At 62.9% G+C, this 15,183-nt stretch carries 21 protein-coding genes, 1 tRNA gene and 1 pseudogene; 5 read left to right on the top strand and 18 right to left on the bottom strand.

Annotated features, from left to right (window positions below):
- Window positions 1-128 (top strand): annotated as a pseudogene (locus MKL09_RS26810) (IS5/IS1182 family transposase); the annotation flags it as partial.
- On the opposite strand, the gene MKL09_RS26805 reads toward MKL09_RS26810, so the two are convergent.
- From MKL09_RS26805 to MKL09_RS26785, 5 genes are all read right to left on the bottom strand, one after another.
- Entirely contained in the window at window positions 103-1,116 is a 1,014-nt protein-coding gene (locus tag MKL09_RS26805) for a DUF6538 domain-containing protein (protein ID WP_244025050.1), read from the bottom strand. The pseudogene MKL09_RS26810 and the gene MKL09_RS26805 overlap by 26 nt on opposite strands.
- A 402-nt stretch (window positions 1,117-1,518) precedes the next feature.
- Window positions 1,519-1,740, bottom strand: coding sequence for a hypothetical protein (locus MKL09_RS26800; RefSeq protein ID WP_244025049.1), 222 nt, complete (start codon window positions 1,738-1,740; stop codon window positions 1,519-1,521).
- The gene (locus tag MKL09_RS26795) at window positions 1,731-2,120 is read right to left on the bottom strand and encodes a hypothetical protein (protein ID WP_244025048.1); all 390 of its coding nucleotides are present in this window, start codon (window positions 2,118-2,120) and stop codon (window positions 1,731-1,733) included. Before MKL09_RS26795 ends, MKL09_RS26800 begins: the two co-directional genes overlap by 10 nt.
- Window positions 2,117-2,359 carry a hypothetical protein gene (locus tag MKL09_RS26790; RefSeq protein ID WP_244025047.1) on the bottom strand — a complete coding sequence of 81 codons (243 nt, stop codon included), beginning with the start codon at window positions 2,357-2,359 and terminating at the stop codon, window positions 2,117-2,119. The genes MKL09_RS26795 and MKL09_RS26790 overlap by 4 nt, the downstream gene beginning before the upstream one ends.
- Complete coding sequence (locus MKL09_RS26785) at window positions 2,356-2,787, bottom strand: hypothetical protein (protein WP_244025046.1); 432 nt, start codon at window positions 2,785-2,787, stop codon at window positions 2,356-2,358. Before MKL09_RS26785 ends, MKL09_RS26790 begins: the two co-directional genes overlap by 4 nt.
- Here MKL09_RS26785 and MKL09_RS26780 point away from each other — a divergent pair.
- The 4 genes from MKL09_RS26780 (at window position 2,786) to MKL09_RS26765 (ending at window position 4,922) form a co-directional block, all read left to right on the top strand.
- Complete coding sequence (locus tag MKL09_RS26780) at window positions 2,786-3,079, top strand: hypothetical protein (protein WP_244025045.1); 294 nt, start codon at window positions 2,786-2,788, stop codon at window positions 3,077-3,079. The genes MKL09_RS26785 and MKL09_RS26780 overlap by 2 nt on opposite strands.
- 11 nt (window positions 3,080-3,090) lie before the next feature.
- Entirely contained in the window at window positions 3,091-3,354 is a 264-nt protein-coding gene (locus MKL09_RS26775) for a hypothetical protein (protein WP_244025044.1), read from the top strand.
- A 468-nt stretch (window positions 3,355-3,822) separates the two neighbouring features.
- Window positions 3,823-4,389 (top strand): DUF2335 domain-containing protein, encoded by a 567-nt coding sequence (locus tag MKL09_RS26770; RefSeq protein WP_244025043.1) that lies wholly within the window; start codon window positions 3,823-3,825, stop codon window positions 4,387-4,389.
- Window positions 4,390-4,469: 80 nt separating this feature from the next.
- A complete protein-coding gene (locus MKL09_RS26765; RefSeq protein WP_244025042.1) occupies window positions 4,470-4,922 on the top strand; it encodes a hypothetical protein in 453 nt (150 codons plus the stop codon).
- Here MKL09_RS26765 and MKL09_RS26760 read toward each other — a convergent pair whose 3' ends face one another.
- From MKL09_RS26760 to MKL09_RS26705, 13 genes are all read right to left on the bottom strand, one after another.
- A complete protein-coding gene (locus tag MKL09_RS26760) occupies window positions 4,923-7,124 on the bottom strand; it encodes a hypothetical protein (protein ID WP_244025041.1) in 2,202 nt (733 codons plus the stop codon).
- 2 nt (window positions 7,125-7,126) lie between these two features.
- Complete coding sequence (locus MKL09_RS26755) at window positions 7,127-7,375, bottom strand: hypothetical protein (protein WP_244025040.1); 249 nt, start codon at window positions 7,373-7,375, stop codon at window positions 7,127-7,129.
- A gap of 10 nt (window positions 7,376-7,385) precedes the next feature.
- A complete protein-coding gene (locus tag MKL09_RS26750) occupies window positions 7,386-8,324 on the bottom strand; it encodes a baseplate hub protein (protein WP_244025039.1) in 939 nt (312 codons plus the stop codon).
- Window positions 8,325-8,594: 270 nt separating this feature from the next.
- Window positions 8,595-9,248, bottom strand: a complete 654-nt coding sequence (locus tag MKL09_RS26745; RefSeq protein WP_244025051.1) for an AAA family ATPase — start codon at window positions 9,246-9,248, stop codon at window positions 8,595-8,597.
- A gap of 22 nt (window positions 9,249-9,270) precedes the next feature.
- Window positions 9,271-9,402: a hypothetical protein gene (locus MKL09_RS32130; protein ID WP_279606144.1), complete on the bottom strand. Its 132-nt coding sequence runs from the start codon at window positions 9,400-9,402 to the stop codon at window positions 9,271-9,273.
- Window positions 9,399-10,310 (bottom strand): hypothetical protein, encoded by a 912-nt coding sequence (locus tag MKL09_RS26740; RefSeq protein ID WP_244025038.1) that lies wholly within the window; start codon window positions 10,308-10,310, stop codon window positions 9,399-9,401. The genes MKL09_RS32130 and MKL09_RS26740 overlap by 4 nt, the downstream gene beginning before the upstream one ends.
- Window positions 10,307-10,738: a hypothetical protein gene (locus tag MKL09_RS26735; protein ID WP_244025037.1), complete on the bottom strand. Its 432-nt coding sequence runs from the start codon at window positions 10,736-10,738 to the stop codon at window positions 10,307-10,309. Before MKL09_RS26735 ends, MKL09_RS26740 begins: the two co-directional genes overlap by 4 nt.
- Window positions 10,739-10,945: 207 nt before the next feature.
- On the bottom strand, window positions 10,946-11,170 hold the full coding sequence (locus tag MKL09_RS26730) for a helix-turn-helix transcriptional regulator (protein ID WP_244025036.1): 225 nt from the start codon (window positions 11,168-11,170) through the stop codon (window positions 10,946-10,948).
- A 63-nt stretch (window positions 11,171-11,233) separates the two neighbouring features.
- Window positions 11,234-11,887 (bottom strand): hypothetical protein, encoded by a 654-nt coding sequence (locus tag MKL09_RS26725; protein WP_244025035.1) that lies wholly within the window; start codon window positions 11,885-11,887, stop codon window positions 11,234-11,236.
- A gap of 13 nt (window positions 11,888-11,900) precedes the next feature.
- Window positions 11,901-13,094, bottom strand: a complete 1,194-nt coding sequence (locus tag MKL09_RS26720) for a tyrosine-type recombinase/integrase (RefSeq protein ID WP_244025034.1) — start codon at window positions 13,092-13,094, stop codon at window positions 11,901-11,903.
- A gap of 127 nt (window positions 13,095-13,221) precedes the next feature.
- A tRNA-Ser gene (locus MKL09_RS26715) sits at window positions 13,222-13,311 on the bottom strand.
- A 70-nt stretch (window positions 13,312-13,381) separates the two neighbouring features.
- Entirely contained in the window at window positions 13,382-14,545 is a 1,164-nt protein-coding gene (locus tag MKL09_RS26710; protein WP_244025033.1) for a site-specific integrase, read from the bottom strand.
- Window positions 14,542-15,084, bottom strand: a complete 543-nt coding sequence (locus tag MKL09_RS26705) for a hypothetical protein (RefSeq protein ID WP_244025032.1) — start codon at window positions 15,082-15,084, stop codon at window positions 14,542-14,544. The genes MKL09_RS26710 and MKL09_RS26705 overlap by 4 nt, the downstream gene beginning before the upstream one ends.
- Window positions 15,085-15,183 lie beyond the last annotated feature (99 nt).

Below are 15,183 nucleotides of genomic sequence, written 5' to 3'. Positions count from 1 at the left end.
CATTCAGTTGGATCAGCCGCTGCCGCAGGCTCGCGCGCGACCACGAAGCGACCCCGTCCTCCGCTCTCGCCTTCCTCGTGCTCGCCGCGGCCATGATCCTCGTCAGGCGGCTCGCCAGAGCCTTATGAAACGGGGTCTTAGACATTTTCCGTTTGCCACTGCCCAGCTATAGATCGCTTTGACGGCGTAAATGTCGTTGGACACGCTCTTTGCCGACCGAGTGGCGAGGGATGCAAGCTTCCAGTCCGACGCGTCCGACAACGTCGCAGTCTGAAACGAGCCGCCTCGCTCTGCGAGGAAAGAAGCCCACCGCTCTACCTTGCTCGAAAATGTATAGACGGTCTTTTCCACTGGTTGGTGGTCGCGGCTCCAGCCCTCCAGAATCGTTTCAACGGTTGGCGCGTCGGGCTTCTGAGTTGGCGGCGTAGTCGCGAAATCCTGTGTCGTTGGGATGGTTTCCGTCGGGATAAACGACGGTGTCGGACGGGTCGCACCGTTCTGCCGATCCTTGATGATCGTCATGAGATCAAGCTCGGCTTCGACGAACGCTAAGTGGACACCTCGGTCCGCCTGGGACCCAAACTCGAGATGGAGGCCCGCTTCGAAGACCGTCGTCATTGCATCGAGATCGAAATGGGTCGCCCCACAATCGCCGCGCGCGTTCGCTTCGCGCAGTTCCGCCTCTCGGGCTTCGATCTCTCTGCCCAACGCAGTGAACTCGGCTTGGCTCAACGGCTGAGTCCCACGGCGTCGGCTCTCATCGTTGGCTAGCTTGCGATGCCGAAACGTCGCGACCAAACTTTTGATCGTCAGTTCGTCGAGGTGTGAGATTTTTGGCTTTGTGTGAACGGCCAAACGACGCCTGGTGAGGCTGATCAGCGCGTCCGCCTCTCTGTCCAGGTGGCGCGCGCTCTCGCGAGCCAAGTCGGCGTCACGCGTACCGAGGCTGACCCAGAACTCCCGGCCGGCTCGGCTCCCTTTCAACGTGACAGGCGCGGCCTCGCTGAACACGCCCGGCGCGGCCGACGCGAGCACGAATGGCATGTCCGGCCGCAGGGCTTCCGGGATGGTGCGACGGTAATAGAAGATGCCCCGGCGCTGGACCAGACCCACCATCGACCTCATGGCTTCGTAGCACTCCTTCGTAGCAGGAGCGCGCTCAAAAGCCTACGATACCAAAAAGATACCGCTATTGCAGGTGTTTAGGGACCGAATGGCGGAGAGGGGGTCCGCCCGACGGCGTAATTTCGTTGTTTTTCATCAGATACTTAGCTCCTAGATGTTGGTAGCTACCCACGACCATATCCACGAAGACATGGCGGATCTGTCCGGTCAGCTGCGTACCGGGGTGGACGGCATTCAGGGGCTGCGGAAATCAACTGGTAAAGGTTGGCCTGTACTGTCTAGCTCGTCGGGGCCCCCTCCGACCTTCCACGCCCGCCTCGGTTTCACTTCGACGGTGGCAGGCGGGCGTGGATGCCTTAATCGCTCCCCAAGGTGGGGGACGCGTCCCCCACCCTACCGACACAACACCGGCATCGGTGGGATCGCCGGCACGCCGCTGAGCGTGCGCGGGACCGGGCCTTGACCGACTGCGATCAGGGTCCGCAGAGCGCGGGTGGCGAGGTAATCCGCTTGGCGGAGGCCTTCCCTGGCCCGGCGCATGTCGTCACCGGCACGGCGGACCCGCCGCATCTGCCACCACGCCACCGCGATGATGAATGGGCTGATCAGGCGCATAGCTTGATCACCTCCTGCAGGATCGTAGCAGCGAGCCGCTCGTCACCGTAGGTGCTCTTCAGCAGGCCAGTGCTAGCCCACTCGTCGAGCAGCAGCCGAGCCTTCGCCGCTAGATCCGCCGGGCTTCTAGAGGGCTCGCTCGCAGCGCGAACCACCACCGCTTCGTGCCGATCGCTCTCGAAGCCGATACGGTCGTCGTCCCAGTCTTCAGCATCCGAACCGTGGTTGATCCAGGCTCGGTGGTGGATCGCCCAATCACAGGCCTGAGCGAGGTCGGAAGGCGCCGCTACCGCTCCGAGAGGGAGGGCCATGACGGCCCCACCTGTGAGCGGGGCGGCGAGGATGGCGCCGAGCGCGGCGCGGCGGGTGGAGGCGGTCATCGAGCGCCCTCCCGCAGCGAACGGGAGAGATCGAAGCAACGCTCCCATTCGGCCTCGACCTGCCGAGCGTTCTCCATGATGGCGTTGCCGATGACCCAGAGGCCGCTGGCCTTCACGTCGTTCTCGCACAGTCCGAGGTCGCGCACGGCCTCGCCCCACTTCACGCAGTCGCGGACGATCGTCTCCATGTCGAAGATGACGTTGGCGAGGTTGTCGCGGCGGGAAACAGGCGCGCTCATGCCGCGACTCCCCGGTTGAAGTAGTGGATACCCCGGCCGGTCCACTCGGCCGCACAGCCGTCCTGCTCCTCGGGCTCACGATCCACATCTGGTTCGTGGTCAGTCTCCGGCTCGCGGTCGGCGTCGCCGTCCCAGCCGTCGAGGAGATCGATCAGCCCCTCGACTAGGTTCTCGACCTCGGTGCGGGACAGGGCGCGGATGCCGTGGGTGAATTGCGCCGTGCCGCGCGGCGAAAACCGCACCGTGCGGGATTTGACCGAATCCTCGAAGAACCGGTCCAGTCCGTCCTGAAGATCAGCAATCGCCTGATCTGCGGGATCGACCGCCCGCATCGCCCTGATGGCCTGTGTAACCGGTCCTACCTGTGCTGAAGGCAAGCGCGGGCGTTCACCGCCGCCGATGGGCGGTGTAGGGTGGTGGATAGCCATGAACAGCACTCCTGGTGCGGTTGGTGGTCAGGGCCGGCTGGAAGTTCGTACCTTCCGGTCGGCTCGTTATTGTGCTATCACGGTTCGTATGTGGATGCAAGAAACCTTGCTAGCAAAGAAACGGCGCGGCCCGGCCCCAACGGGTAAGGGGACGCAGATCGTCGTCCGCATGCATGCCGATCAGCTCAGCCCCCTTGATGCCTGGATCGAGGCTCAACCGGAGCCGCAGCCATCGCGACCGGAAGCCATCCGTCGCCTCGTGGAAGAGGCGTTGAAGGCGAAGCAATCCTGACGGGGCTGATCGTGGAAGACGACGATCGCGAGTTCGAGCACTCCCCACTATCCGGCTCTTTTAGCCGCGATGGTGAGACGGTCGACGTGGAAATCTATCGGTTCGCCGGCACGCAGGATCCATGGCAGCTGGCTGTCATTCACATGTCGAGCGGCAGCACCGAATGGCAGGAGCGCTTTGCAACCGAGCAAGACGCCTACTGTGCATTCGCCGAGGCCGTGGAGCGGGACGGCATCGCATCTTTCGGTGCCGTGCCCATCAGCACGCGGCACTGACCCCATCCCCCGCCTCGTGGAAGAGGCGCTGAAGACGAAACAGTCGTAGGAGCGTCATGGATGGCTGCCGGAATCGACTGGCCCTTCCATGCTCGGTTGTTGCACATCCCTTCTGGTTCGCTCAGCGTTAACCGCCCCCCCCGATACGATTGAGGTGAAGTGTGCGCTTAAGCACCTTGCTAACCCCCAACTGAGCGATACCATGTGATCGTTAGGCACCGCGTACTGGCCCGAAACCGAGGGAGGCCCGGATGTCTCAGGAAGATAGAAAGCCCCATTTTTTGAACCTTCACCGTTTACGCCCAGGCTCATTCCTTGGGGGGCTAGCTGATTATGGATCCTTCGCGCCTGATGCCTCGCTGTCAGGATTTGAGGTTGAGCAGCCGCCAGAACGAACGGACATGGAAGCCCTAGTAGGCGACTGGTATCGATTGGGCGAAGACATGAAGAAGAGCGTCGATAGGATCAATGGCGAAGCTACCGAGCACGACTGATCCAAGCCGTGCTGCGCCAGTGATGGATAGAGCGCCGGCCTTAGGTCCGGCGTTCTCGTTTCCAGAAGAGGACAGCAATCAAGTAACAAGCGTTGTCGCTGGCTGGAAGGGGCCGCTGCCGCCTCCTAGCTTTGTTGAAGGTTATGGTCGGGCAGTCGCAGACGGTTCCGAGCGAGTTTTTAGGCAGTTCGAACTTGAAGCCGAGCATAGGCGACAAATGGATCGAGATCGACTCGATCTGCAAAAAACGCAGTTGGGCTTTATTCGTGGCGAACGTAGATTATCTCAGTGGCTTGCGGGAGTATATACATTTGGGGCTTTAGCGCTGTCGGCTTATATAGCACATATTGGCTATCCTATTTCAGCTGCTACTATTGCAACGACATCAATAGCGACTGTCGTAGCCGCATTTCTTACATTTGGCCGGCAGACCATTGCTGTCAAAAAAGATGAGAATGCAAATGCAAAAACACAGCCCCGAGTTGCAAAGACTTCACAAAATCAAGCGGTAAATCGCCTGGCTAAAAGGCGAAAAAGATAAATTGTCGAATTAGTCGGACAGAGACGCATATCGTATCATACAGTTGTCGATACTCTAGCTTTAGCGGTTATCTTGTCGAAATGCGCTACACCCTCGCCGCCGTGATCCTCGCAGTCGCAGCCACTGCATCCGTGGCACAGGATCTTCCGCCGCCCGTGGCGGTAGCCATCGCAGAGGCGAAGAAAACCTGCAGTCCGGACCCGACCACACTCAAGCCCGGCTTTATCAAGCGACAGGATGTGAACGGCGACGGCGTACCCGACTTCATCCTCGACTACGGTCGCTTCCAATGTGGGGATAACATCACATACTGGTGCGGCTCGGCAGGCTGCACCATGCAGATATTTGCCTCATCAGATGGCCGCTTCATCAAGGTCCTGGACGAGAACGTCCAAGAGGTCCGGTTCCGAAAGATAGGTGGACGGTCTGCGATGCTGCTCGGCCTACACGGCTCGGCCTGTGGGAAGGCCGGAGTAGAACCGTGTGGCGCCACCCTCTATTGGAATGGCACGAAGTTCAGCCCGGCGCACTGATCACGCCTGTCCGCTGTTGGCCGCCATCGCATAGGCGCGGCCCTTCAGGCTCTGCTTCAGATCGCCGATTAGGCCATCCGCATTCGACGCGCTGCTGTTGACGATCACGTCGCCGTGCATGTGTGTGGTGTCCGTGCGGGTGCTCGACTGCCGGTTGTCGTTGGTGGTGTTGGCGACCTGAGCTGCCTGGGCGGCCTGAGCCTGGGCCACGAACAGGTTGGCTTGCGGGTAGCCGTTCCAGGCTGACGGAGCCGGCGCTGCTGCCGGCACCTGGCGCCGCTCGTCTTTCGGGTCGGCGAGGATATCCGGTCGGCGCGCAACCGAAGTGGCGGGACGCAAGTCCTTCGCCGCTGCCTGGATGGTGGCGATGTCCTGTTCCCGCTGGCTCGGCAGCGGCATCGTGGACGCCTTCGGGTCGACCTTCTGCATGAGAGCTACGGCGGTGGCGTTCTTAGCCCCAATCAGCGAGGCCCATTCCTGTCGGAGGCCGTAGGAGTTCGCTCCGCGCTGACGGGCGAGGTTGGCCCCGATCCGGTCCTGCGTCTTCTCGTCGAACAGGTCGCTACCCTTGAGCCCGAGTTTGCGCATCTGATCCCGAAGGGTGTCGCCGACGATCTGGTAGCGTCCCATCGCTGACGAATTCGGGTTCCCCGGCTGACGGCGCATGTGGTTGCCGAGGGCCAGGATCTCGTCGAGCGTCTTGCCCGTGAGGTTCTGCTCCTTGCCGCCAGGCAGGTACCGCCCGTAGCCGAGCGAGGTGTTGTAGCCACCGCCGGGTTGGCTCGCGGTACCCTCTGAGCGGGCAATATGATCCAGCACATCCTTGTAGGCGCCTGGGTTGGCCGCCACGCCGCCGGACTGGTCGCCGCGGGCGGCGCGATGCGCCCTGGTGCGGATGCCGGCGCCACCATCGGCCGCCTCAGCCTCGCCACCGCCGAAGATGCGCTTCACCCGGTTCCAGCCCCGGCTGATGGCACCACGCACGCGCTCGCGACGGTCGATGCCGTCGTGCTGCAACTGCGCCTGATCCGGGTCGGCGGCCGCCTGCTCCGGCGTTTGATAGCCGTGGCCGGTCGCAACCGCACCGATGGCGACCGGCAGACCCACCCGGAGCATGGCTGCCAGGAGAGAGGTGTTGCCCGTGACCAAAGCGGCGCGGATCATAGCGATCTGCGCTAGCACGGCCCCGACCTTGGTGGCAGCCCAGAGCCCGAAGAACGCCTCCGCGACGGTCTTCCAGCCTCCGACTGCCTTGGCCGCATCGTTGGCACCAACGATAAAATCCCGAATGCCTTTCCCGACCTGATCCCACGGCATCTCGCGCAGGGCCTTCGCGAACTCCTCCAGCTTGGCGACGATGTCGGACTGGATCCAATCCTTGTTGGCCTCAATCCAGCGCTGAAACCGCTCGATCAGGTCGACGATGACCGGCGTCACCCGGGTCATGATCGCTCGGCCGAAGCTCTCCGAGGTCTGCCGCAGGGTCTCGATCGAGGTCTGAAGCCGCTGCGCCGCCTCGGTGTCCTCCTTGCGCACCAGTCCGACCTTGCCGGACTTCGCCAACGCCTCCATCAGCTTGGCGCGGCCTTGGATCAGCAACGCAGCCGTGTCCTGGTCCACACCAGCTTGCCGCAGCAGGTAGTTCGCCATCGGGGCGCCGGCCCGGTCTGCGGTGCCCTTGGCTGCGTCGGCAAGGTCGCCGAACGTCGAGGTCAGGTCGGTGTTCAACCGGATCTGCTGACCGCTCAGCCCCTGAAGCTTGGCGAACCAAGGGAGCGCACCTGAATTGCCGGTGGTCTTCAGGTCCATGATGGTGTCGGACAGCTTCTGGAACGAGCCGGCTGCCGCGTCCGCCGAGCCGCCGTTGCGAGCCACCGCATTAGCGAGCCCCGAGATGGCCTCCGGGGTCGAGCCGATCCGCTGTGCCAGCCGCCCCATAGCGCTGTCGGCGCTGGTGATGTCCTGCACGAAGTCTTTCACCGCCCGCCCGGCCGTGAAGATGGCGAACAGCTTGAGAGCGTTGCGGGCGATGCGGTCGATCGAGTCCGCAGCCTTCTGGCTGGCGCTCTCAATGTCCTTGCCGGTCCGGGTCGCGGCCTCCTTCGTCTTCAGGAAGGCGGTGGCGGCATCCTTTTGGCCCTTAGTAAAATCCTTCGGGTCGAGCCCGAGGGTCACCACGAGGGCATCGATGACGGTTGGCATGATTAATCCCTCACGACGGTGAGATGGCCCCGGGCACGGCGCTCCGCGCGCTCGGCCGCACCGGCTAGGTTGCGTACTAGTTCGCAGTTGCCGCCCGCTCGCGCGAAGGCGACCACCGTCATCACGGCGCACCACAGCTGCGGGTCGGGGTCTTTATCGTCTGCCAGCACCCAGCGCCGCTCGGCCTCGCGCTGCGCTCGGATCGCGGCCTGTACCGCGCCGTCAGCTAGGAGATGGTCGATCACACCCATCTTCCGTTCCTCAGACCGCGATCTTTGAAGCTGAGATGGTTGTGAACCACTTGCCCTTCGGCAACTCGCTCTCAAGCTCGTGCGCGAGGTTGTTGATGTTCCACTTGCCGCAGGCCGGCTTCAATTGGCTCTCGACCTCGATGGTGCCGCCATACTGGAGGGTCGGGTTGTACAGCGTCGTCACCTCGACCCCGGAGGAAGTGAACGCCGGATAGCCGCGCATCCCGGTGTCAGGCGAAACCTTCGTGGCTGCACCCTGCCGAGACTTGCCGCGGGGCCAGATCGCCACCGTGTCCCGGTCTATCACCCATTCGATGCCGGCCGCCTCGGCTAGCGACCGCATCTGAGAGTTGGCGTCCCCCGGTAGGTAGGGGTTCTGAACTTTGCAGTTCACGTCGTTGTTCTCGAACCGATAGCCCGAGGCCTTGACGATCATTTCGAAGGTTTGAGCCACGTCGGCCGAGCCCCGCACGCTGGTCGGCTTGGCCGGGGCCACGGCGGTGTAGAGCCCCGCCAGCGCCTCGACACGGAAGCCGACATCCGGCTGCACGCGGGCGTCGACATAGGCCGCCATGATCGTGCCCTTGAAAACGGTGGAAGGTGACGTGCCCTCCTCATAAGCCAGCACGGTCACGTAGTTCTGGCCGACGTGGTTGAGTTGGCTCGGCAGGATGGTGAGCTGATTCATCATCGACAGCGGCAAGCCAAAGATGGCGATGGCGGCCTTGGCCTGATCCGGCGAGCCTGGTTGCTCAATCACCACGGAGACGCGGTGACCCTTCAGGTACGCAGAGTTGCCGCCGCCATCGAACTGACCGTTGGCGAGCTGGAACTGCACGTCGAGGTTCTTGCGCGCGAACGTCATGCCGGTGCCTTCTGCTGAGCGCTCCCGGCACGGAGCATGACGCGCCGGGAGCTTTGGTGGGGGCGGGTCGCCGGTCAGGATCACCAACCCCGCCTGCCATCGGTTACTTCGGGAGCGCCACTCGAAGGCTTGGCGCCGTGCGGGGTGAAGCACGAAAGCCCCCGCACTAGCCGCGCGCACCGATACCCGGACCCTTATGGCGGGCACGGTCTGCTGCGCGGGGTCTGCTACATGTCCGCCGGCATCGGCAGGACGGCATCTGGGTCGTTGGTCAGCCGGGCCTTGGCCTCGGCCCACGGGCAAGGCGAATGTGGAGCCGAGGTGATGCGCATACCCAAGCTGGCGTTGTTGCGCTCAGGATCGCCCGGTGCGTATTCGTTCAGGGCTTGATCGGCAGCGCGCGCCAAGAGGGCACGGCGAGCGTTCGACGACGGCGACGTGATCGCCTCCATCGATAGAGTCCGCCGGCCCATTGCCGAGTTCGACTGGCACCAGGTGGAACCACTCGCTCCGCTCTGGTGGCGGGGCGAGGTTCGCCTTGCCGTTGTCGGCACGGAAGTAGCCACGGTTCGTCGGCAGCCCGGCGCGGTCCGCCTGCTCCTTGGTCATGGGGTTGAGCACCCGGGCGCTACGGGCGGCGGCGAGTAAGGCGCCGGCGCCGCGGCCGTCCTCGACCGTGTACTCGCCGGTGGAGCCGCTCTGGCCCTTCCGGACGTGGTGGATCAGCTCCACGGCCGCCCTGCCCTCCTCCGCGACGCGGTTCCAGGCCTTGGCCACGATGTCGATGGCGGCGTTGTCGTTTTCGGTGACGCGGTGCGAGCTAACGAACGGGTCAATCACCAGCACGTCGATCCGGTTGTCGAGGATGGCGCGGGTCAGGCCTTCCACCACCGGCTCGGCAACCTTGGTCCCCTCCCGGGTGGTGCTTGCGATGACGATGCTGGTGGTGCGGCCGGAGTTGAGGAACAGGCGCCCCTCGATCTCGGCCGGCTTGATCCCGTAGTGCAGGCAGATCGCGACGACGCGGCGCTCAATCTCTTCGAGCGGATCCTCGAGGTTCGTCGACGGACACCCGCTCCGGGTAGGCGGGGAAGTAGAAGGCGACGGCGCCGGTGAGCCCGGGGTCGATCGCCACGATGCAGATCTCGGGAGGCGTACTCATGCTCGACCTCCCTCGCTGAACCGGGCACCCCAAGCGCGCAGGTGTTCCCGCTCGGACTCCTCAGCGACGCGCAGGGCAGCGAGTGCCGAGGCAGGGATGTGCCGCTCAATCACCTCCGTGACCATCGCCTTCAGGGTTCGAGGATGCAGTGCGTCCAATTCCACGCTCTCGCCCTCGAAGCCCTTTGCGTGGCGGTTGCCCTCCCGCTTCGTCGGCCGGGTCGGCAGCCGGTGCTCGGTGATCTGCGCCTCGGTCAGCGCCACCCGCTCCATCATGAATTCGACGTCGGGGCAGAATTCCCGCAGCCGCGCTTCGATGGTCTTCGGGATCAGCGCCCCGGTCGGGTCATGGTCGCCGAACTGGTAGAGGTACGTCGGCCGGTCGCGGACCTCCCACTCCCACTTCATCTGCTCCGCGGTGGTGTGCAGGAAGGTGATCGACGGCATGCCTTTCGAGGACAGCAGCGGCACGTCGTACACGGACGTGACGTCCCACATGATGCCGGACAGGGCGTCCTTCTCGACCCAGATCTCGACGTAGGCGGGCGCATCCCGAAGCGCGCTCTTCCGGTAGAACCGGGCGGTGTCCTCCACCGCCTCGGCCATGCTGGTCTGGGTCGCCGTGACAAGGCGGCGCCGGCTGTGGTCGACGATCCAGGCGAACGGCAGCTCGCCCTCGATCCGCATGGTGGTCAGCAGGCGCACGACCGTCTGCTGATACTGCGCCTCGCTCTTCTCGATCAGTCCGCGGTGGACGAGTTGATAGAACACCTGCCGCACTGTCATCGGCTGGTCGGCGGCGACGATATCGTAGATGGCCTGCTTGAGGTCGGAGACGTCGGACTTGGACCGGCGCGACCGCTTTATAGAGCATGCATCATAAGCCGGGGTGAGGGTTGGTGCGTTCATGCCGCGCCTCCCTGATTACGGAAGGCTTGCATCGCCCAGGTGAAACGGTCCCCTGCCGCCGGGATGTGCGCGGTGAGGGCATTCATTGCGGCAACACCGGCGCGGGCGTACTCACGGTCGACGAGATCGGGCGTGGTGGTGATGCCCTTTCCGACCTCCTGGGCCATGCCGATCAGGCCTTGCGCGACGAAGTGCGGTGCGATCAGCACCGGCTCGCCGTCGACCTCGACCGTGTGGCAGGCCTCCTTCCAGCTCTTCAGGAGCGCCGCTTTCAGGGCACGGCGCAGGTCGCGTGGCAGCGCGAGTGCCGCCAGCAACTCCTCATGGGCATGCCATGGCATGTCAGGACCATTGGCCGGCCCGCGAAAGAAGCGGACCGTGACACCGTTGATCGTGGCGGTATGGATGGGGCTGGCCGCCGTGATCATGCGCGGGCCCTCCAAGTGTCTACTTGAGGGAACGCGAGTTCGGCAAGCACCACCGCAAGGGACGGTGAGACGCCGTAGCGAGTGCTGATCCTATGGACCGCGAGGGAGTGAGGCGCTATATCGGAAGGGTCGATGCGATACGACAATTCCGAAGCCCGCTGGCGTGCCACCGCCGTGCGGGCTTCACCTTTTCTGGAAGCCATTCTTCTACGCGGCCTCCATCTCAAGCGAGGCAAGGAAGCTGCGCAGGCTGTCGTCGGGTACTAGGGTTGCGGCGCCAATCTTGACAGTCCTCAGCTTTCCCCTGGCTACCAGCTTGTAGAACGTGTCGTGACCGATGGAGAGGGCGTCCTGCACGTCCTTGCGACGATGCAAAAGCTTCCCCGTTGACTGACGCAGGTCTCCCTGCGCCGCCTGAACATTGTAGTTCATGACTGCACCTGATGTTTGTGTCCGCACCGATCTGTGCGGCGACATGCGGATGATTGCGGACCTTTAGTCCGCTGTCGATGAATTTGGGGTGCGTTCTATAAGAGCGGAACGCGAAAGCGTTTGCTTTTCAATGAGTTGTTCGAGGCGCGTGCGGATCGCCTTTGGACCAGCTTCGATCCCGGTGTCCTTGAGCAGCTTCTTCACGGACGGGTAGAGCGACTCGGCAAGGTTCTTCATGGAGGAAGCTTTCGCATTCGGCTTTACCTCCTGAGCAGCTTTCAGCACTGCGTCAGCAATCAACTCGACGCGCGGTTTGTCTTTCTCGGCTCTCCTTGCTCTGCCAAGCGCCCGCGGCCGCCTTTGATGATACTTGAGAGCGCTTCGAGATGTCGTCCCCTTGCCGACACCGTCGATAAGCCCGAGCATCAGATCTCGAATATTTTCGGCAAGAAACTCATACTCATCTAAGTCTCGGGCCCGCACTAACTTCATATGATCGCGGAGGTTGCTCCACCCGCTGATGATTTTCCATGGAGCATTGCTCAATACATGCTGTTCAGATGGATGGATGTTAGGCTTGTCGGCGGCCTCTCTGATGATTTGTGATAGCTTCGCGATCCGCTGATCCAAGCCTTGCACTAGTGCGTCTGTGACCATCATCCGAGTTTCGTCGCGATGCCGCTTCAGAAACTCCTCTCTGAATTCGTCATCGGTCATCGACGCCTCTCGCCTACAAAGCGCAGAAGGCGGCCCAAGCCATCATCAGCTCGCGCCGCTTCTCGAACAGGTCGCCGCGCCGGTACGCCGCCTCGACCTTGCTCTCAATCGCGTGCGCCAGCGCCATCTCCACCACCTCGGACGGGAAGTGCGTGGTCTCGCTGGCCCAATCCCGGAACGAGCTGCGGAAGCCGTGAACCGTCAAGTCGGTGCGCTCCATCCGCCGGAGCAGCACCAGCATGGCCATGTTGGACAGCGGCTTGCCGCGCCGGCCGCCGGGGAACACGAACTCGGCATCGAGGCCCTGCATCTCTGCCAAGATAGCCAAGGCCGGCTCCGACAACGGCACCCTGTGTTCGGCGCCGCCCTTCATCCGCTCGGCCGGCATGGTCCAGATGCCGGACTCTATGTCGATCTCGGACCAGCGGGCGCCCAGCGCCTCGCCGGTGCGCGCCGCCGTCAAGATCGTGAAGGTCATCAGCTTCGCGGCCGTGCCGGGCTGCTCGGCGACCAGCGCCATGAACGCCGGCACGTGCTTGAACGGCAGGGCGGCATGGTGCTCGACCTTCCGGACCTTGGACCGCTTCGGCAGCAGGTTGGCGAGGTGGCCCTTCCAGCGCGCCGGGTTCTCGCCGCGCCGGTAGCTGTTGGTCGTCGCCCAATCGAGGATTGATTCGATGCGGCCCCTCACCCGGGCCGCCGTCTCAGGCTTCGTCGCCCAGATCGGCCCCAGCGCCTGCATCACTAAGCCGGTGTCGACCGCCTGCACCGGCAGGTCGCCGAACACCGGGTAGGCGTAGGTCTCCAGGGTCGCGGTCCACTGCGCGGCATGCTTCTCGTTGCGCCAGCCGGCCTTGTGGGACTCGATGTAGCCGGCGGCGCAGGTGCGGAAGGTGATCGCCTTTGCAGCCTCTACAGCAGCGTCCTGGCGCTGCCCACGCCGCACCTCGATCGGGTCGATGCCCTCGTAGGTGAGCTTCCGGCAGGTCAGGGCCTTGTCGCGCGCCTCGGCCAGCGAGAAGGTGCTCACCGGGCCGAGCCCCATCTCCCGGGACTTTCCCTTCAGGGTGTAGCGGAAGACCCAGCTCTTCCCGCCCTTGCCGGAAACCTGCAGCCAGAGGCCGCCGCCGTCCCCGTACATGCCCGGGGTCTTCAGACGGGTCACACCCAGCGCTGTCAGCTTACCCTGCATGGTATTCGCACCCATGACGCTATCCACATCATAAACGCGGATTTGGGCAGACGCCAAGGGCCCGCCGCGGACGGCAGGTTGCTGATTACCTAGCGATTTGAGGGTTTTAGCAGCCTGTAGCGGAAGGCTACGGGAAGGTAAGTGGCGGAGAGGGGGGGATTCGAACCCCCGATGCCCTTGCAGGCATGCCGCATTTCGAGTGCGGTGCATTCAACCGCTCTGCCACCTCTCCAAAGCCTTGAGATTATTGCAAAATCGGCGCTTTTGCAGGTCGGTTGTAAACCCTGCTTGCTACCGGATTGCTACCCAACACTCCGTGGGCGCTTCTCTAGCGCCAGAGATAGGGCCTCGTCAACGCGGGCGACGGCCTCTTCCTGCATCCCCGGCAGGACGTGGCTGTAGAGGTCCATGGTTATGCCGACCCGCGAGTGCCCGAGCCGTTCCGAAGCCACCTTCGGGTGCACGCCCTTCGCGAGCATGTGGGTCGCGTGGGCATGTCTAAGATCGTGCAGCCGGATCTTCGGCAGGTCGCTCGATGCCGCGAGCGTGCGCCAGGCCTGCGTTAGGGTGCGGGGCTGTATCGGCTCGCCATCCTCACGCGTGTAGAGGTGGGTCGCCTCGGTCTGGCGCACACCGATCGCCAGCAACTCCTCGGCCTGCTGGACACGGAACAGCCGGAGGCGAGCAATCAACATCGCCGGCAGCGTAACAACCCGACCCTTGCCCGACTTGGGCACCTTGGTACGCACGCCTTCCTTGGTCTGCTCGATGCTTTCCGAGACCGTCAGATTCCCATTCGCCAAGTCGATGTGGCGCCAGCGGAGCGCGACGATCTCGCCGCGCCGCAGCCCGCAGAGGACGGCGATCATCACCGGGATCAGCAGCCGGGACTTCTCCAAGTTATCCAAGAGAACGACTGTTTGATCGAGGTCGTAGGTGTTCATCGCCTTGCGCTCAACCACAGGCGGATCGACGGCCTCAGCTGGGTTGCGAGCCGTCAGCTCCCAACGAACGGCCTGCTTAAGAGCCTTCTTCAACAGACGGTGCATGAGCACTACGGTTGCCGGCGCAAGACCACCCTTGCCGTCGCGGCGCCCGCTCACAAGTGCCTTGGTGTAGGCCGCGGATATCTGCGCCGGCCTGAGTTTAGTGAGAAGCACTCCGCCCAGCGCTGGGATCAGATTCTTCTTGACCACCTCGGTGTAGCGCTCGTGCGTCTTGAGCGTCACCTGCGACTTCGCGTGGTCGATCCAGCGCAACAACAGGTCGCTCATAAGGATCTTGTTCGGCTCCACATAGCCGCCGTTCTGGATCTCGGTGATGAGCCGAGCGCACTCCTTCTGTGCGCCTCGCTTCGTTCCTTTGAACGAATGCCATTTTCGCTTGCGCTTGCCTGTCTCCGGATCCCGAACATCAAGAATGACCGCCCAGTTGCCCGGCGAGCGCTCGCGAATGTGGCCTTTCATGTCGGCTTCACCTTTTTTGATCGCCGGAGAATCTCCTCACCGACTCGCTGGTCCAGCATCGCAGAGGCCATCTCGGGAACAATGCGCTCGGCTTCTTTCTGGGCGGCATCGGCATCCAAGCCACATGCCCGTGCAATTCCAAGCTGACTTAGGAACATCCAAATAGCGGGATCGAAGTTTTTTCTCGTCAATTCGCCATATGTACATCCAGAATACGCCAACAAAGTCGTTATAGCAGCAAGAGAAGCCGCATGATTATTAAAGTCAGGCATCCATCTTGTGGAAGCTAAGACGTAATACAATGCTTCCATGAGCTCAGAATTGTTTCCGCCATACATTTGAAGCGCAACTGATCTTCGATCGAAGCTAACTTGGAGCCTGTACTCAATCTCTTCACTAACTGATCTTCCAGATTGTTGAGCAGATGCTTCAAGTTGCGAACGAAGATCGCCGCGAGTTCGGAATGTCAGGTTTCCGGATTTCCGGTCCTCCTCCGCGATTGGAGGGCGCCCCCGTCGTTTCGGTGCGTCGCTGGTCATCGAGTTCCGTCCCATCGAATTAGCGCACGCTATCCTGCGTGCATCTACTTGACAAGGCGTGCCTCGCCATCTCATGTAATTGCACGCGAAAACACGCGC

This window comes from Methylobacterium sp. J-048 (genome assembly GCF_022829515.1).
Taxonomy (GTDB): Bacteria; Pseudomonadota; Alphaproteobacteria; order Rhizobiales; family Beijerinckiaceae; genus Methylobacterium.
Note: the sequence above shows the minus strand (reverse complement) of the source record. Positions and strands in the feature narration are given on the sequence as shown.

Bases quoted from the DNA above. Each gene is read 5' to 3' on its own strand.
- MKL09_RS32130 (WP_279606144.1), bottom strand. From the start codon at position 9,402: ATGAGTACGCCTCCCGAGATCTGCATCGTGGCGATCGACCCCGGGCTC.
- MKL09_RS26740 (WP_244025038.1), bottom strand. From the start codon at position 10,310: ATGAACGCACCAACCCTCACCCCGGCTTATGATGCATGCTCTATAAAG.
- MKL09_RS26755 (WP_244025040.1), bottom strand. From the start codon at position 7,375: ATGGGTGTGATCGACCATCTCCTAGCTGACGGCGCGGTACAGGCCGCG.
- MKL09_RS26785 (WP_244025046.1), bottom strand. From the start codon at position 2,787: ATGGCTATCCACCACCCTACACCGCCCATCGGCGGCGGTGAACGCCCG.
- MKL09_RS26770 (WP_244025043.1), top strand. From the start codon at position 3,823: ATGGCGAAGCTACCGAGCACGACTGATCCAAGCCGTGCTGCGCCAGTG.
- MKL09_RS26795 (WP_244025048.1), bottom strand. From the start codon at position 2,120: ATGACCGCCTCCACCCGCCGCGCCGCGCTCGGCGCCATCCTCGCCGCC.
- MKL09_RS26800 (WP_244025049.1), bottom strand. From the start codon at position 1,740: ATGCGCCTGATCAGCCCATTCATCATCGCGGTGGCGTGGTGGCAGATG.
- MKL09_RS26805 (WP_244025050.1), bottom strand. From the start codon at position 1,116: ATGGTGGGTCTGGTCCAGCGCCGGGGCATCTTCTATTACCGTCGCACC.
- MKL09_RS26765 (WP_244025042.1), top strand. From the start codon at position 4,470: ATGCGCTACACCCTCGCCGCCGTGATCCTCGCAGTCGCAGCCACTGCA.
- MKL09_RS26720 (WP_244025034.1), bottom strand. From the start codon at position 13,094: ATGGGTGCGAATACCATGCAGGGTAAGCTGACAGCGCTGGGTGTGACC.
- MKL09_RS26780 (WP_244025045.1), top strand. From the start codon at position 2,786: ATGAACAGCACTCCTGGTGCGGTTGGTGGTCAGGGCCGGCTGGAAGTT.
- MKL09_RS26790 (WP_244025047.1), bottom strand. From the start codon at position 2,359: ATGAGCGCGCCTGTTTCCCGCCGCGACAACCTCGCCAACGTCATCTTC.
- MKL09_RS26705 (WP_244025032.1), bottom strand. From the start codon at position 15,084: ATGACCAGCGACGCACCGAAACGACGGGGGCGCCCTCCAATCGCGGAG.
- MKL09_RS26735 (WP_244025037.1), bottom strand. From the start codon at position 10,738: ATGATCACGGCGGCCAGCCCCATCCATACCGCCACGATCAACGGTGTC.
- MKL09_RS26710 (WP_244025033.1), bottom strand. From the start codon at position 14,545: ATGAAAGGCCACATTCGCGAGCGCTCGCCGGGCAACTGGGCGGTCATT.
- MKL09_RS26760 (WP_244025041.1), bottom strand. From the start codon at position 7,124: ATGCCAACCGTCATCGATGCCCTCGTGGTGACCCTCGGGCTCGACCCG.
- MKL09_RS26730 (WP_244025036.1), bottom strand. From the start codon at position 11,170: ATGAACTACAATGTTCAGGCGGCGCAGGGAGACCTGCGTCAGTCAACG.
- MKL09_RS26725 (WP_244025035.1), bottom strand. From the start codon at position 11,887: ATGACCGATGACGAATTCAGAGAGGAGTTTCTGAAGCGGCATCGCGAC.